The following is a 16,272-nucleotide window of genomic DNA, read 5'->3' on the forward strand; positions in this document are numbered from 1 at the left end:
AGTCGTTCTTTGACTTCATTGGGCTGACCGAAGCGTCTCGAGGGGCTAGGTGCTGGAGCTGGACAATTCTCGAAGTGAATTTCATAATTTCTTATCTTATAAAAAAAGCCTTTCTAACCCCATAAAATGGTCGGAAAGGCTGATAATCTCTAAATGGACGATAAGCACCAGTTAATAGAACATCCGTCGTCTTTGTTTAGGAGCAGGCTGGTATTTCCTCATAGGCCCGTAGTCCAGGACTTCTTTTAAGTAAAAATCACCATTTGGGTTTTGCTGTTTCAGCAGTTCTGTCAAATATGTAATGTCATCCATTGCCCGGTGCGTCTGGAATTTCGAGATATTATGCGCCTGAAGCAATGTGAGAAGCTTGCTGTTCGGGAAGCCGTGGTTTTTCCATTGCACGTTCTTCATTGTGCAATACCATTTCATCTCATTCACTTCAGGATACATCCTGAATAAAAAGCTGCGATCGAATGAGGCATTATGTGCAAAGATTGCATCTGTACGATTGAAGTACTCCATGACTTTTTCATCATAAAACGTCTTTCCCCTTACCATGTCATAGGAAATGCCATGGATTCGATAAGCCCGTTCATAATTATTTTGCGCAGATCTTGAAAGTGGCTCCCGCAAATATGAATCCTCATCAATGATCTCGTTAATTTCTCCTGTTTCTTCGTTAAAAGAAAACAGCTTCAATGCCAATTCAATAATTTCATCTGAATCGGGACCCAATCCAGTTGTCTCCACGTCCACTACCAATCCTAGCTTGTTTTCATTAATCAAAAATGTCACCCTTTTCAGCTGAAATATAGATCTATCAATATCATATAGCAGGAAATTCGTTAATTCCAGCCAAATACAGCAGGATGAATTTTTTTCCAATATAAAACCATTTAAGTTTTACTATTAATCTCCAACCTGCCTGCAGCATTCTTCATAAAAACTTTCAGCATCGCAAAGCCGATTGCAGCACCCGCTAATGAACTAATGAAAAACGCCGGGACAAGACCGAACAATGCAGCATCTTTTCCAAGAAAAAGTGTGGCGATTGGATAGCAGGCGATTGCTCCTAAAATCCCCGTGCCAACTACCTCTCCTGCAAAGGCAAAAACGATTTTGTTCGTTTTTTTAAATAAATAAGCTGCCAATAACGCGCCAATCATGCTTCCCGGAAAAGCAAATACAGAACCTGTTCCCATCAGGTTCCTTAATAGCGAAATTCCAAATGCCTGGGCAACTGCGTAGTATGGACCTAACAAAACAGCAGACAGGATGTTAATAAAATGCTGCACCGGAAAGACCTTTACAATTCCTAACGGGATAAACAACAGATGGCTTGTCAGAGTTCCGATAGCCATCAGCATCGCAGTCAGCGTGAGCTTGTGGGTGCTTTTCATGTTAGCCTCCATTTAATATACCTCCTGAAATCGATCTTTTGTTTAGGACTTCCCCTCTTAATCTGGAGGCTGCTTCCTTTACATCGTCTGCATGGCTGATCGCCATGATGACAGAAACCCCAGCACCTCCAGCCTTTATAACAACTGATGCATTTTCTGCATTGATTCCCCCAATCCCAACAATCGGAATAGTAAAGTCTCTTAATTCCTCTATTAGGACAGTCCCCCGGACCGCCTTCGCATCTTTCTTTGTTTGCGTCGGAAAAATCGGTCCAACACCGAAATAATCCGCACCTGCAAGTCTCGCTTTTTCAGCTTCCTTAAGATTATGAACTGATATACCAAGAATCTTATCGCCGATTCTTTTGCGGACCAGTACAGCATCTTCATCCTCCTGGCCAATGTGCACTCCATCCGCATCCAGTTCAATCGCCAATTCAATATCATCATTCACAATAAAAGGAATGCCGTTTTCCTTACAGATCCATTGCAGTCTTTTTCCCAATTCAAGCTTTTCTTTCCCTTGAAGGCAGCCCTCACCCTTTTCGCGAAATTGAAAAAGTGTGACCCCTCCTTCTATAGCTTCAGTCAGAACTTTTTCAGGAGTCTTCAGGCAGTTCGTACTTCCAGCTATAAAATAAACCTTAAGCAAACTTTCCATATGTTCCGGACTTATTCTTGCCATTACGTCAGCCTGCTTTCTGCATTATTTTTAAGATTAAAAGCCCAATGGTTTGTTGGTCCATGTCCATTGCCAATACTCACCGGCTCCGCGATCGCTGCCTGAATAAATTCCTTGGCTACAGATACCGCTTCATACACAGCTGCTCCCTTCGCAAGCTGGGCGGCAATCGCTGCTGAAAACGTACAGCCTGTTCCGTGAGTATTCTTTGTATTCATTCTTGGACTCGAAAATAATTCAAATTCTGAGCCGTCAAAAAGCAAGTCAACTGCTTCTTTCGTATTTTCATCATGGCCGCCCTTAATGACTACATATTTTGCTCCATTTGCCTGAATCCTTCTGGCAGCTTCCTTTTTGTCATCGATGCTTTTAATCGACATACCTGTTAGGACTTCTGCCTCTGGAATATTAGGGGTAACCACTAAGCAAACTGGCAGCAGATACTCTTTCATTGCTGATACAGCTTCCTGCTGAAGAAGAGGTGCCCCGCCCTTCGCGATCATCACTGGATCGACAACGACTTTATCCCAGCGAAACTGCTTGATTTTTTCAGAGACAGCTTCGATTATTTCGGCATTGAAAAGCATCCCGGTTTTCAATGCATCAACGCCAATGTCTTCCCCTATTGATTGAATCTGTTTTGCGACAGCTTCTGGCTCCATCGGGAAAACCCCCTGGACGCCAAGCGTGTTCTGGGCTGTTACTGCCGTCAGCGCGGTCATGCCAAATACCTTCAGTTCCTGAAAGGTTTTCAGATCAGCCTGGATTCCTGCCCCGCCGCCGCTGTCAGATCCTGCGATTGTCAGTGCTTTAAACATCTTCATTTGTCCCCCTTTTGATAAAAGAACTATAGTTTTGGATGTCATCTTCGTTTACTTTGTACAGTTGATCTAGAAACTCTACTTGAAAGCTGCCAGCTCCCTTTTCTGCAGATTTTTCCGCTGCTCTTTCTGCTGCTACCCCATAGGTGACAATTGCTGCAGTGGCTGCAGTGAGCGGGTTTTTTTCGACTGCCGCATACGACCCAATAACAGAAGTAAGCAGACAGCCAGTACCGGTTACCTTAGTAAGAATTGGATGCCCGTTGTGAACAATGAATGTTGCCTTTCCGTCGGTGATGATGTCATCTTTTCCAGTCAGCGCGACGACTGTATTCAATTTTTCCGCGGCAGAAACAGCAAGCTGAACTACATCCCCAGCTGCCTCGCCAGCGTCAACTCCGTGAATATCCCATTTTTCCCCGGCCACATTTGCGATCTCGGCTGCATTCCCTCTGATAATAGAAATCTCCAATTCTTCCATAAGCTTCAAAGCAGTTTCAGTACGATAAGCTGTGGCCCCTGCACCGACCGGATCAAGAATGACAGGCACACCATGCTCATTCGCGGCTTTTCCGGCAATCAGCATTGACTCAACCACCGTAGAATTCAAGGTTCCGATGTTGAGCACAAGGCTCCCTGCCATTGCTGCCATTTCGGCAACTTCTTCAGCGGCATACGCCATGACAGGCGATGCCCCCAATGCAAGTAACCCATTCGCGGTAAAATTGGTGACAACCACGTTTGTAATGTTATGAATCAGCGGTTTTTGGGTACGCACTTTGTTTAGCATACTGACAATCTCTGATTTTTCCATGTCAATTCCTCCCTTTGCTTACGGTGAACTCTCCCCTATGTGCAATGAAATTTACAACTGGGAAATCACCTTTTCCTTCTTGTTACGAACTCTCTTAGTCCATAACAAGTCCGCCATCTACGACAAGGTTTTGCCCCGTAACCGCACGCCCCCAAGGTGATGCAAAAAACACAACGGCATCTGCCGCTTCAGCTGGGTCCGTTACTTTTTTCAGTGGAGTCGATGATTGGATCAGCTTGAAAACCTCCTCAGAAGTAGCAGAGCTTGCGTCGGTTGTTTTTAGCAAACCGCCCGACACCATATTTACTGTGATGCCATATTTGCCAAGATCATTGGCCATATTCCTGGTAAAACCAAGTAAGGCAGCCTTGCTCGTCGTATAGTCGTGATAAGGCACAACCGGGTTCTGGAACAGGTTTGTACCAATGTTAATGATCCGCCCAAATTTCATGCTTTCCATATCCTGAAGTCCAGCCTGAATGGTATTCAGCGCACCGCGGATGGAGCCTTCAAGCTGCAGCTGGTAATCTTCCCAGCCAATTGAATAAGCATCCTTATTTGCAACAGGATCAAATTTAAAACTGATTAGCGCGTTATTCACAATGGTCGTAATCGGTGTGCCAAAGTGCTCCTTTGCCTTTCTGAACATGCTCTGGACCTGTTCTGAATTCCTGACATCTGCATGGACAGCAAATGCGGTATCCCCGATTTCCTCTGCTAGCTGCCTTGCTTTTTGCTCGCTTTGAAAATAGTTGATTACGACTCTCGCGCCTTCTCTTGCAAAAGCTTTTACCGTTTCTGCTCCTAACCCCCGGCTCCCGCCAGTCACCAATACTACCTGATTTTTTAATTCCATTTTTAGTACCTCCTTGAAAATATGTTCTGCTAAGTTGTCTGTTGATTTCCGCTCCAGGCAAATCTCGCTTCCCACTGCAATCAACAGGACTTTGATCCTCTTCATTGACCTTGGTCCAGATTAAAAATAAATGCAGTTTTTTAGTACTTTGTTGTGTTTAATAAGTTGATTTTCACTTCAGGATGCTTGCTTTCCAATGCGAAGGCGGTGAGCTTTCTCGGCAGGCTGGATTTCAATCGTTACCCGTCATTTCCTATATTCGCTTACCGTATTCTTCAACAACTCTCTTGCTAGTGTATTTTCAGCCTTTTTAATGATTTGTCTGATTCTTTCAGGAGACACGTCTAATTGTTCGCCAATCTCTCTATGTTGAGCTCTACTGTTGTTTAGTGCATAAACTTGATCTAAGATAAACTGTTCCCTATCTGATAAAATATGTTTTATGGACCTATACACTTTAATAAACCGATTGTATTCACTTGATTCACGATCTTTTAATATTTTTAGGTATGGTTTCCGTTTACCGTATCCAGGTTCGAAATGAGGGCTCCATACAGATCTAATCATCTCCATAAAGTAAATAGCATCATCAATAGTTATATCTAATTTGTTTTTCATACACCCTCCGCTCCAATCAACTTATTTTTTAATGGTTTGCTATCAAACAATCCACTTTAAAAAACAACAATCTTTTAGAAAACAGCCAAATAAAAAAGCCAGATCCTAATAGGACCTGGCTTAAAAGCAATGTAAGGGAAAAAAACATCTCTCACTACTTTCCTACGCTGGTATTACCCAGATCAGGTCCAAAGGGTCAAAAAACTGATGTTTTCCTCTCAGCCCAACACAGGGCTCCCCTAGTAGTACAACGAATATTTAATTATTTTCATAGTAGCCTTAACCTTTATATATGTAAAGGGATTTGAATTTATTAGTTATAAGTACATTTTTTATAACCCAATACAAATTGAGTTCATCGGGATATATGATAATATGAAAATATACTCAAGAATGGGAGATGAAGGGAATTGAAAAACGAGATTATTGAAAGATTTACTTCTTATGTAAAAGTTGATACGCAATCCAATGAAAACAGTGAAACCTGCCCTTCGACAGATGGCCAGCTAACGCTTGCCAATATGCTTGTGGATGAATTGAAGGCAATTGGCATGGAAGAAGTCACCATCGACGAGAACGGTTATGTGATGGCGACGCTTCCTTCCACTACAGATAAGGATGTACCAACGATCGGCTTTCTTGCTCACGTTGATACAGCGACTGATTTTACCGGAAAGAACGTCAACCCACAGGTCATTGAAAACTTTGATGGCGGTGCAATCGTTCTGAATAAAGAGCTGGGTGTTGTTCTGTCACCTGAGGATTTCCCGGAGCTTCCGCAATATAAAGGGCACACATTGATCACAACGGATGGCACTACCCTTCTTGGAGCAGACAATAAAGCTGGCATTGCTGAAATCATGACTGCGATGGCTTATTTGATTAAGCATCCAGAAATTAAGCATGGCAAGATCAGGGTTGCTTTTACACCTGATGAAGAAATCGGGAGAGGACCTCATAAATTTGATGTAGCCGCGTTTAATGCTAAATTTGCTTATACGATTGATGGCGGCCCGCTTGGCGAGCTTGAGTATGAAAGTTTTAACGCAGCTGGTGCGAAGCTGACGTTCAAAGGGAAGAATGTTCACCCGGGTACAGCAAAAGGCAAAATGGTCAACTCTGCGAAAATCGCGATGGAATTCCACAGCAAGCTGCCGGCAGAAGAAGCCCCTGAACATACGGAAGGATATGAAGGCTTCTTCCATCTAAGCTCCATTAATGGCGACGTGGAAGAAACGAAACTGCAATATATCATCCGCGACTTCCACAGCGACAGCTTTCAGGCACGAAAGAATTTGTTTGAGAAGATCGCGGGGGAACTGAAGGAAAAATACGGTGAAGACCGCGTCCACCTGGAATTGAACGATCAGTACTACAATATGAAGGATAAAATCGAGCCAGTGAAGGAAATCGTCCACATTGCTTACGAAGCAATGGAAAACCTCGGGATCAAGCCAATTGTGAAGCCGATCCGCGGCGGCACAGACGGATCTCAGCTAAGCTATATGGGACTGCCTACACCCAACATCTTCACAGGAGGCGAAAACTTTCACGGCCGATTCGAGTACATTTCAGTAGACAACATGCAAAAATCCGTAGAAACAATCATCGAAGTTGCCAAACTCTTCGAAGCCAAAGCATAACACTTTAACACACCACCGCGCCAGGGGTCAGACCCCCGGCACTTTAACGCATAACCGCACTGGGGGTCTGACCCCCAGTGCTTTAATGTGTTAAATCGGTCTGTGGTCTTAGGGGGATTTAATCCTGAGGGGCATTGGTGGGATTTGGAATCTGCGTTATCTTGTTTATAGAGATTGATTGAGAGGGGAAACGAAAATGATAAAGCGGATTTTGGTTATTTTTTTGATTATTACGGGTGCGTATATCGCGATGAATTATTTATTTGACGGGAACGGGATTACTCTTTCGAAGACGGAGGATGCTGCTAAGGTTTCAAGGGACATCGAGAATATATCGATTGATATTTCAAGTGTTGCGACGACAATCGTACCTGAGGACCGGAATGATGTTCTTGCTGAGCTTAAAGGCAAGGGTAATGTTATTGTAAATAAGCGTGGCGATGACATTGAAGTTTCAGTCAAGCGTAAAGGTTTCTTTTGGTTTAACTGGTTCGAGTTTGATAACACAGCATTAACTATTTATATCCCAGAGAATTATGACAAGAATATGGAGATTAATTTGGGATCAGGCGAGGTAACATTTAAAGGAAGCTCCATCCAGGATCGCATGGAACTCGATAAACTTTCGGTCGATGTAGGATCAGGAAGCATGGTGCTGAAAAACCTGGACGTTAAAACTCTGGAGCAGCGCATTTCCTCTGGTGAGGTTGAGATCAATTCATTATCAGCTGAAACAGGTACTTTCGAGGTAAGTTCCGGGAGTGTAAATGTACAGAACTACACTGGAAAACTTGATGCCGATGTGTCATCAGGTGAATTGGAAATCCAGATGGATGAATTGAAGGATTCTGTCAGCTTAAATGTGAGTTCTGGGGACATCGAACTCGATCTGCCCGATGATGCAGGATTCACATTAAACGGAAAAACGAGCAGCGGTGATCTATCATGCGACTTCCCACTCGAAAATAAGCAGGAAAGCGACAAGCGCCTCAGCGGCAAGCATGGCAACGGAAAGCACAAGATAGACGCCAATGTTTCAAGCGGTGACATTGAAATCTTTTAAAGATAAAAGCCTGGCCACCAGCAGATTTGCATGGAGTTCAGGCTTTTTTTCACGCATACGAAAATCGCCTAGCAAATACATGTCTTCCGCTTTGCGCCAATTTTGTTCCGATCTTCAATTTTTTTGATGTAGTCCGTGGCTATTGGCACTTTGCAGGCTGTCTTGCCAACATCGACATGAACTTTGCCAATCTTGGCAGCCGTTGCGAATGCCTCTTCATGCAGGGGAATGACATAGGCGCCAACACATATAACAAAGTTATTCATCACATAGCGGACGCGATTCTTCTCTTGATGAATCGTGGTTTCTGCCTGGCAGAGCAGTTTCCTGATTTCCTTCAGATTCAGATTTTCATCAGGCGTAATGGATAGATAGTTCGAATATGTACTCCAGCCGCATGTTGCGATCATTTCTTCCTCTGATAGAATCCACTCTATCGCTAGTTCGCGGGCATAGGAACTTTCAGCCGCAACTCCGGCCACCGTATATTCCGCAAGCATATACCAATATGCTTTATCTGCCCAATCCTGCAAGATTTCTTTAGACATCAACTTTGGACTCACAGATAGACCCGCTAAATACATAGCATCTGAATTACCGGTATCATAGAGCGCCAGCCCAATCTCCTGATCCTTTTTCACATGCTTTACCAGTTTTTTCAGATCACCAACCCGCACTCCAAAAAAAGGCTCACGGGCTCCATGCCTCACCAGCGTCTTCTTCGTTTGTTCCGAACCCAGTTCTTCAAGTTTCTCCATTATTTCTTCAAGAGTCATACGCCACCGCCTGCTCTACTTTTTATCATTATAAACTAAAAGTAAAATATTTAGTTGGCCTAACCAAAAGTGTTTCATCCGCTCAAAAAAATTATTTTTTTTGCGAGAAATTGTAAACCCTAAGTAAAATGACATATATGGCGAGGATTTATATGGAAACTATTTTAACAACAATGCTCAGAACATTATTAGGTTTTTCTGTTCTATTCTTCTTAACTCGAATATTAGGGAAAAAACAGCTAAGCCAAATGACTTTTTTTACTTATATCACAGGTATCGCACTGGGGAATATCGCTGGGGACATGGTGGTCCATAGAGATATTAAACTCATTGATGGTGTCACTGGTTTGACTTTGTGGGCATTTTTAACACTAACAATTGAGTACATAGCTCTGAAGTCAGCAAAGGCCCGTATATTACTAGACGGAGAACCTACAATTATTATCAAGCAAGGAAAAATCATTGAAAAAGCAATGAAGTCCAATAAATTAAATATGGATGACCTTACGATGCTCCTGAGAATTAAAAATATTTTTTCAATTACCGAAGTCGATTACGCCATTCTTGAGCCTAACGGGCAGATCAGCGTTTTAAAAAAAGTGGAATTTGAAAACGTAATAAATAAAGATGCGGCTATTCCGATCACACCTCGCAAGTATTTACCTTCTGAACTTGTAGTTGATGGAAAAATTGTTCTAAAAAATCTCAAGGAACTAAGTTTAAGTGAAGACTGGCTGCTGAATGAGCTAAGGAAGAAAGGAATCCACACACTGACGGATACGTTTTATGCAGAACTGCAGAGTGATGGAACAATATTTGCAGAAAAACGTGCACTTAATTAACCTGTCCTCACTAGCGGACAGGTTTTTCGTCTATATACCACTATACATTTCAAACTCCGGTTCATACCCTTTACTTTATTTCTCTTTCCTTTAAAATTAGTTCAAAGATACTAAATAAATTCCACCTCCCAAGGAGTGCGGTTATGCTTGAACTTTTAATTACCATGCTTGAACGGCTCGGAATTATTGTGACAATTGCTTTCATCTTAACAAGGTTCCGCTTTTTCAGGGGATTGATCTATCATGAAACTCTTAATCGGCGACAGCAATATTTCGCCATCATTTTCTTTGGATTTTTCGGAATCATTGGTACGTATTCAGGCATGAGCTTCAATACTGAATCGCTCCAATTCAATCGCTGGGCTGCTGATCTTGCATCAGATGAAGCCATTGCTAATTCCAGGGTCATAGGAATCGTCATTGCGGGTTTGCTTGGCGGCTATAAGGTTGGGATTGGCGCTGGACTGATTGCCGGATTGCACCGTTTCACCCTTGGTGGTTTTACCGCTATCGCATGCGGATTGGCTGCGATTGTAGCAGGAATCATTGCGGGCAGATTCCAAAAAAAGAATAAATATGCCAGCCTTACAAATGCCTTTATAGTCGGCGCCATTGCTGAAACGGTGCAAATGCTGATCATCCTGCTGCTGGCAAAACCATTTGATAAGGCCCAGACACTCGTAGAAATGATCGGCGTTCCAATGATTCTGGCGAACGGACTGGGTTCTGCCCTCTTCCTCTTAATCATAAAAAATGTTATGTCCGAAGAAGAAAAAGCCGGAGCGCTGCTGGCGCAAAAAACGCTGAGGATCGCTGACCAGACTCTTGCCTATCTCCGGAAAGGCATCAACCCTGACTCAGCGAAAGCAGTTTGTCAGATTTTACACAACGAAGTGCAGACCAATGCAGTATCGATGACCAACCAAACGGAAATACTTGCCCACATTGGCGTCGGTGATGATCATCATCGTCCGGAAAGTCCCATCCAGACCCAGGTCACAAAAGATGTTCTTAAAAGCGGGAAGCTAGTTGTCGCGAGTGACGAGACCATCCATTGCCGGCAAACAAATTGCCCACTTGGTGCAGCCGTTATCGCTCCGCTAAAACAACGAGGCGAAACAATCGGCACTTTAAAGTTTTATTTTAAATCTGAAAAAGAAATAACCAATGTAGCAATGGAGCTTATATCCGGACTCAGCAATCTTCTAGGAAATCAGCTCGAAATTGCTGAAGCGGATAAAGCTTATCAGCTTGCTAAGGAAGCCGAGGTAAAAGCACTGCAGGCGCAAATCAGTCCTCATTTCCTTTTCAACACAATGAATGTCATTACCTCTCTTGTCAGGATCGATCCGGTAAAAGCACGGATGCTGCTTGTCTCCCTTTCTCACTTTTTGCGGCAAAATCTGAATGCTACTACTGTGACGATTACCAGTCTTGAACAGGAATTGCGTCATGTTAAGGCATACCTCGCCATCGAAGAAGCACGCTTTGTGGAAAAGCTGAAAGTCACTTATGACATAGCTGACGAAGCCCTTTTGGTAAAAATTCCGCCTCTGACTCTGCAGCCTATTGTGGAAAACGCGGTAAAGCATGGGATTAAGAATATGGACCAGGATTGCCGCATTCACATCGCTATTCATAAAGTGCCAGCTGCAACAGTGGTGGTGGTTGAAGACAACGGCCAGGGCATGAGCCAGGACCGTGTCGACCAATTAGGCAAGCAAATGATCGATTCCGAAATAGGAAGCGGAATCGCACTATATAACGTAAATAGAAGGCTTACGATGATGTTTGGGGAAAAAGCATCTCTTCAGATTGAAAGTAAACCTGGCAACGGAACAAAGATTTCTTTTTCGATTCCACATGCGGAGGAATGTTAGATGGACCAAATTCGGACTTTGATTGCAGACGATGAATTATACAGCAGGGACGAGCTCAAGCATTTATTGAGCTCCTACCCTGCCATTCACGTTGTCGGCGAGGCGGAAACGGGAGAATCAACAGTTATGAAAGCTATTCAGCTCCAGCCTGATGTTGTCTTCCTTGATGTCGAAATGCCAAAAATGACGGGAATGGAAGCTGCAAAATCGCTATTGGAGCTAAAAAAAGTCCCTTTGATTGTCTTTGCAACGGCTTATCCCCAATTCGCTGCAGAGGCTTTCAGATATGAGGCAGTGGATTATTTGCTCAAACCATATGACGAAGACCAGCTCCATGAAACAGTCCAAAGGATTGTGAAGCGTTTCATGACTCAAAAGGACAAAGAACCTGGTAAGCAAGCCGGAAAACTTGCTGTGGAAGGCGACGGTGAAATTCTTTATCTTGAACCTAAAGAAATTTTGTACATATCAAGGGAAGAAAAATTCTCAAAAATCATTACGAGAACAAATGAATACGAAACGAAAACTCCATTGAAGGACCTTGAAAGCAGGCTACTTCCCTACTCGTTTTTCCGGATCCATAAAAGCTATCTAGTCAATCTTGATTATGTAAACCGTTTAACTCCCTGGTTCAACGGTGCTTATCAGCTGCAAATCGAAGGGCGGGAGGAAATGCTTTCGGTTAGCCGAAACTATGTAAAAGCTTTGAGAATGGAGCTTGAGTTATAGCTTATAAGACACTAGCTAAGACTTTCATGAAAAGCATCTTTTTGGATGCTTTTTTTGTTTTTAGTGCAATCATTTGTGCATCTCAATCAAAATTTCAAGCGTTTCATCCTTACATTTATGCATCTTGTTCACAAAATGTCCACAATTACATAAATTCTTTTATAATTTATGTAAACGCATTCATTATATTATGAAGGAGGTTTCATATGTTTACATTTTTAGGCGGTATCGTACTTTTAATTATCGGTTATTTCACGTATGGCAAGTTTGTTGAAAAGGTTTTTGGTGTTAATGAAGGCCGATCAACTCCCGCTTTCACACATAAAGACGACGTTGACTATGTGCCAATGTCCACTTCTAAGAACTCATTGATCCAGTTGCTTAACATCGCTGGTGTTGGCCCTATCTTTGGACCAATTATGGGAGCGCTTTACGGTCCTGTAGCTTTTATTTGGATCGTTCTTGGTGCAATATTTGCCGGTGCTGTCCATGACTACTTGACTGGAATGATTTCCATCCGCAACCGCGGCGCTCACCTTCCAGAGCTTGCTGGTAAATTTTTAGGTAAATTCATGAAGCATGTTGTTAACGCTTTTGCGATTCTTTTGCTGCTATTAGTTGGAACCGTTTTCGTAACGGCGCCTGCTGGATTGCTCCATAACTTAATGGACGGAAAAGTAACAATGGGAATCATCCTTGGTGCAATTTTTATTTACTACATTTTAGCTACGCTTCTTCCTGTTGATAAAATCATCGGGCGCTTATATCCTGTTTTCGGTGCATTGCTCTTGATTAGTGCAGTTGGGGTAGGTGCAATGCTTGTAATTACCGGAGCACCAATTCCTGAATTATCATTAACAAATTTCCACCCTGATAATGCAGCGATTTTCCCACTATTGTTCTTAACAATTTCTTGTGGCGCGCTTTCAGGTTTCCATGCTACACAGACACCAATCATTTCTCGTACTACGCAAAACGAAAAGCAAGGCCGCAAGATTTTCTACGGCATGATGATTGCTGAAGGAATCATCGCCATGATCTGGGCAGCTGCAGCGATGAGCTTATTCGATGGCTATAACGGCTTGAATGACCTTCTTGCTAACGGCGGACCAGCCGCAATCGTAAGCGAAGCTTCAACATTGATGCTTGGCGCTGTTGGCGGAACGCTTGCAGTACTTGGTGTAATTGTATTGCCTATCACTTCTGGTGACACTGCTTTCCGAAGCGCACGAATGATTATCGCTGATTACTTCAATTTTTCACAAAAGAAATTCACAAGCCGCCTATGGATCGCGCTTCCGTTATTCGTAATCTCTTTTGCATTAACAAAGGTAGATTTCACAATTCTGTGGAGATACTTCTCATGGGCTAACCAATCAACAGCAGTTATTGCCCTCTGGGTAGGTGCTATGTATCTGTTCATCGCGAAAAAGAATTACTGGATTGCCATGATTCCTGGCATATTCATGACAATGGCAACCGCTTCGTATATCATTAACGCTCCGATTGGATTCGGTCAATCACTCACTGTTGCCAATATTGGAGCTGCAATTATCACTGCAGCGATTACGGTCATCTTCTTTAACGCTGCTAAGAAAGCTCGTGCAAATAATGTCCAGCTTGATGAAGATGTATCCAACTGGAACAGGGTTGCGTAGTAATGAGCGGCTGCTGCAGTCCTAATTATCGCAAATCGGTCAATGAGAAAGAAGCTCAGGTCAATAACAAAGGGAAAGATCAGCTTCCCCTTTTCGCAAAAATAATTATTATCCTTATATCTGCAGGAGGGCTGCTTGCAGCGGTTCTCACATATTAAGGCTAACAAAGTGCACGCCTGCAATATCAGGCGTGCACTTTTACATCGACAGGAGGTTGAGATGGAAATGAAAATTTTAATTGTAGGCGCCGGAGCAATCGGCGGTTATTTTGGCGGACGTCTTTTGGAAAAAGGCGAGGACGTTACGTTCCTGATTCGTGAAAAACGCAGGCAGCAGCTCAAGGAAAATGGCCTGATTGTAGAAAGCGCTCATGGAAATATACACTACGCTGACCCAAAGACGATTTTAGCAGGGGAAAATGCTGAGCCTTTTGATGTAATATTAGTCTCAACAAAGTCTTATCATTTAGCTGGTGCGATGGAAAGCATTCGTCCATATGTCGGCAGTGAAACAATGATTCTGCCTTTGCTGAATGGCATTGCCCATCTTGATGCATTGACCGAAGCATTTGGTGCTGAAAAGGTTCTGGGAGGATTATGCTTTATCGAAACGACTTTGGACGAGAATGGCAGAGTGATTCAGACAAGTCCTATCCATGATCTTGTTTTTGGTGAAAGAAACGGTGAAAAAACAGAAAGGATCCTGAAGCTCCAGGCTGCTTTCAATGGCACGAATGCGAACTTCCGCCTTTCAGATACCATCGAGCAGGAAATGTGGCACAAATACTTATTCATCACTTCGCTAAGCGGCATTACCTCTCTCTTCAGGTCCCCGATTGGACCGATCCGGGAACAGCTGCAAGGGGTGGAAACAATCAAAAGCTTGCTGCAAGAAACGATCAGCATCATGAAAAGCTTAGATGCGCCGCTGGCCGATCAAGTTCTGGAGGCGACCTTTGCGAGGATGAATGAAATCAGCTATGGCATGAAATCCTCGCTTCAGCGTGATATGGAAAAATCACTGCCAACTGAAGGCGACCATTTATTTGGCTACCTTTTAGATAAGGCCAACACATCGAAGTTTCCTGCGGTGACCTTGTCGGCAATCTACGCTAACGTAAAAATCTATGAAAAGAATCTTGGCTAAAAAATTTGATGCCTGCCCCTTAACCGGAGCAGGCATCTTTATGTTCCATTTCATTTAACCCCGGGAAACCACCCAGGTGTATTGACGATTGCCTGCCACAGCGGATCGGGTACAACAAGGCGAGCCTGGGCTCCAAGATCGATTTCCGTCTCAATTTCAGTTTCCCTGCCGCTTTCTATTTTTTCAACCCAGTCTGGATCGATAATCAATTCTCTTCCTAAAGCAATTAATGGGACACCTGTATCAAATGCCTTTAATACATCATCGGCACTGTAAAGCGAACCGACGCCGATAACAGGAACTTTCTGGCCAACTCGCTCCTGGATGATTTCCATTCTTGACCTCTCATCCTCTACGCCTCTCTTAGGCTTTGACCAGAAATCATTCAATGAAACGTGCAGGTAATCAAGGTTTTTATCCGCTAACGCATCAATCAGCTGTATAGTATCAGCCATTGTGATGCCTGGTGTTTCTGGTTCCTCTGGAGAAAATCGGTATCCGATGATGAACGGCTCCTTTGCATATTTGGCGGTCACTTTTTTCACCTCGTCTACAACCGTCAGCGGAAAGGCAAGCCTCTTATCAAGAGAGCCTCCCCATTTGTCATCACGGCGGTTAGAATGTGGTGAAAAGAACTGTTGAATCAGATAGCCGTTAGCGCCATGAATTTCAACTCCATCAAAGCCTGCCTCAATTGCACGGCGTGTCGTTTCGCCAAAAGCCGCAATGATGGTTTCCACTTCAGCTCCGCTTAACGGACGTGGTGCCTTAGCATTCCCGCGCTCTGAAGGTACATCACTTGCGCTGACAATCTCACCATTCGGAACGAGTTCAGGAGGGCATTCTCGGCCTCCATGGAAAATTTGCAATACAGCCTTTGCTCCCTGCTCCTTGATGGCTGACGCCAATTTCCGCAAGCTAGGAATCATTTCATCTGTATCAGCGCCAAATTCACCTTTAAAGCCCTTTCCATCTGGTGTTACATATGTACATGCTGTAACGACCATACTGACTCCTTTGGAGCGGCGGGCATAATAGTTAACCTCTGCATCCGTAACGCTCCCATCCTCGTTGGATGAAAAATTCGTCATCGGCGCCATGATTATCCGGTTCTTTAAACTGACTCCATTCGGTAAATGATACGTTTCAAATAAGGGTTTGTACTTTGGATTCATACGAAAAGCCTCCTTCTTTAGCATACTAAAGTGTAATAACCTTATATCCACTAAGGTAAACATTCCTGGTTATTATTTGCTCACTGACATAAGAAAAGCGAAAGCGCCTTGGTCAGCCCCGACATGCGCTGGAGGGCCGACCAGTGAAGTCGTTCTTTGACTTCATTGG

The 16,272-nt window shown here is 43.5% G+C and carries 16 protein-coding genes and 1 riboswitch; of the genes, 7 read left to right on the plus strand and 9 right to left on the minus strand.

Annotated features, from left to right (window positions below; translation table 11 throughout):
• Positions 1 to 171: 171 nt before the first annotated feature.
• From V7201_RS02295 to V7201_RS02325, 7 genes are all read right to left on the minus strand, one after another.
• Positions 172 to 786, minus strand: coding sequence for an exonuclease domain-containing protein (locus tag V7201_RS02295; protein ID WP_335375167.1), 615 nt, complete (start codon positions 784 to 786; stop codon positions 172 to 174).
• Between the two features lie 110 nt (positions 787 to 896).
• Positions 897 to 1,400: an energy coupling factor transporter S component ThiW gene (gene thiW / locus V7201_RS02300; protein ID WP_335375336.1), complete on the minus strand. Its 504-nt coding sequence runs from the start codon at positions 1,398 to 1,400 to the stop codon at positions 897 to 899.
• A gap of 1 nt (position 1,401) precedes the next feature.
• Complete coding sequence (gene thiE / locus V7201_RS02305) at positions 1,402 to 2,085, minus strand: thiamine phosphate synthase (protein WP_335375168.1); 684 nt, start codon at positions 2,083 to 2,085, stop codon at positions 1,402 to 1,404.
• Entirely contained in the window at positions 2,085 to 2,906 is an 822-nt protein-coding gene (gene thiD, locus V7201_RS02310; RefSeq protein WP_335375169.1) for a bifunctional hydroxymethylpyrimidine kinase/phosphomethylpyrimidine kinase, read from the minus strand. The genes thiE and thiD overlap by 1 nt, the downstream gene beginning before the upstream one ends.
• Positions 2,893 to 3,717 (minus strand): hydroxyethylthiazole kinase, encoded by an 825-nt coding sequence (gene thiM, locus V7201_RS02315; RefSeq protein WP_335375170.1) that lies wholly within the window; start codon positions 3,715 to 3,717, stop codon positions 2,893 to 2,895. The genes thiD and thiM overlap by 14 nt, the downstream gene beginning before the upstream one ends.
• A gap of 94 nt (positions 3,718 to 3,811) precedes the next feature.
• Positions 3,812 to 4,573 carry a 3-oxoacyl-ACP reductase gene (locus V7201_RS02320; protein ID WP_335375171.1) on the minus strand — a complete coding sequence of 254 codons (762 nt, stop codon included), beginning with the start codon at positions 4,571 to 4,573 and terminating at the stop codon, positions 3,812 to 3,814.
• A gap of 246 nt (positions 4,574 to 4,819) precedes the next feature.
• Complete coding sequence (locus tag V7201_RS02325) at positions 4,820 to 5,191, minus strand: sigma factor-like helix-turn-helix DNA-binding protein (protein ID WP_335375172.1); 372 nt, start codon at positions 5,189 to 5,191, stop codon at positions 4,820 to 4,822.
• A 142-nt stretch (positions 5,192 to 5,333) separates the two neighbouring features.
• A riboswitch (TPP riboswitch) is annotated at positions 5,334 to 5,442 on the minus strand.
• Between the two features lie 159 nt (positions 5,443 to 5,601).
• Between V7201_RS02325 and pepT the strand changes: the two genes are divergently transcribed.
• Entirely contained in the window at positions 5,602 to 6,834 is a 1,233-nt protein-coding gene (gene pepT, locus V7201_RS02330; protein WP_335375173.1) for a peptidase T, read from the plus strand.
• A gap of 196 nt (positions 6,835 to 7,030) precedes the next feature.
• Complete coding sequence (gene liaG, locus V7201_RS02335; protein ID WP_335375174.1) at positions 7,031 to 7,897, plus strand: LiaG family protein; 867 nt, start codon at positions 7,031 to 7,033, stop codon at positions 7,895 to 7,897.
• A 68-nt stretch (positions 7,898 to 7,965) separates the two neighbouring features.
• Here the strand turns inward: liaG and V7201_RS02340 are convergent, their stop codons facing one another.
• Positions 7,966 to 8,673, minus strand: coding sequence for a DNA alkylation repair protein (locus V7201_RS02340; RefSeq protein ID WP_335375175.1), 708 nt, complete (start codon positions 8,671 to 8,673; stop codon positions 7,966 to 7,968).
• A 152-nt stretch (positions 8,674 to 8,825) separates the two neighbouring features.
• Between V7201_RS02340 and V7201_RS02345 the strand changes: the two genes are divergently transcribed.
• From V7201_RS02345 to V7201_RS02365, 5 genes are all read left to right on the plus strand, one after another.
• Positions 8,826 to 9,515, plus strand: a complete 690-nt coding sequence (locus V7201_RS02345; protein WP_335375176.1) for a DUF421 domain-containing protein — start codon at positions 8,826 to 8,828, stop codon at positions 9,513 to 9,515.
• A gap of 143 nt (positions 9,516 to 9,658) precedes the next feature.
• Positions 9,659 to 11,395, plus strand: coding sequence for a sensor histidine kinase (locus V7201_RS02350; protein ID WP_335375177.1), 1,737 nt, complete (start codon positions 9,659 to 9,661; stop codon positions 11,393 to 11,395).
• Positions 11,396 to 12,124, plus strand: a complete 729-nt coding sequence (locus V7201_RS02355) for a LytR/AlgR family response regulator transcription factor (RefSeq protein ID WP_335375178.1) — start codon at positions 11,396 to 11,398, stop codon at positions 12,122 to 12,124. It begins immediately after the preceding gene.
• A 206-nt stretch (positions 12,125 to 12,330) separates the two neighbouring features.
• Positions 12,331 to 13,782, plus strand: a complete 1,452-nt coding sequence (locus V7201_RS02360) for a carbon starvation CstA family protein (protein WP_335375179.1) — start codon at positions 12,331 to 12,333, stop codon at positions 13,780 to 13,782.
• Positions 13,783 to 14,007: 225 nt separating this feature from the next.
• Positions 14,008 to 14,928, plus strand: coding sequence for a ketopantoate reductase family protein (locus V7201_RS02365; protein WP_438825008.1), 921 nt, complete (start codon positions 14,008 to 14,010; stop codon positions 14,926 to 14,928).
• A 50-nt stretch (positions 14,929 to 14,978) separates the two neighbouring features.
• Here the strand turns inward: V7201_RS02365 and V7201_RS02370 are convergent, their stop codons facing one another.
• Positions 14,979 to 16,103, minus strand: coding sequence for an NADH-dependent flavin oxidoreductase (locus tag V7201_RS02370; RefSeq protein ID WP_335375181.1), 1,125 nt, complete (start codon positions 16,101 to 16,103; stop codon positions 14,979 to 14,981).
• Between the last annotated feature and the right edge of the window lie 169 nt (positions 16,104 to 16,272).

Source organism: Bacillus sp. JJ1122 (assembly GCF_036964885.1).
GTDB lineage: Bacteria > Bacillota > Bacilli > Bacillales > Cytobacillaceae > Mesobacillus.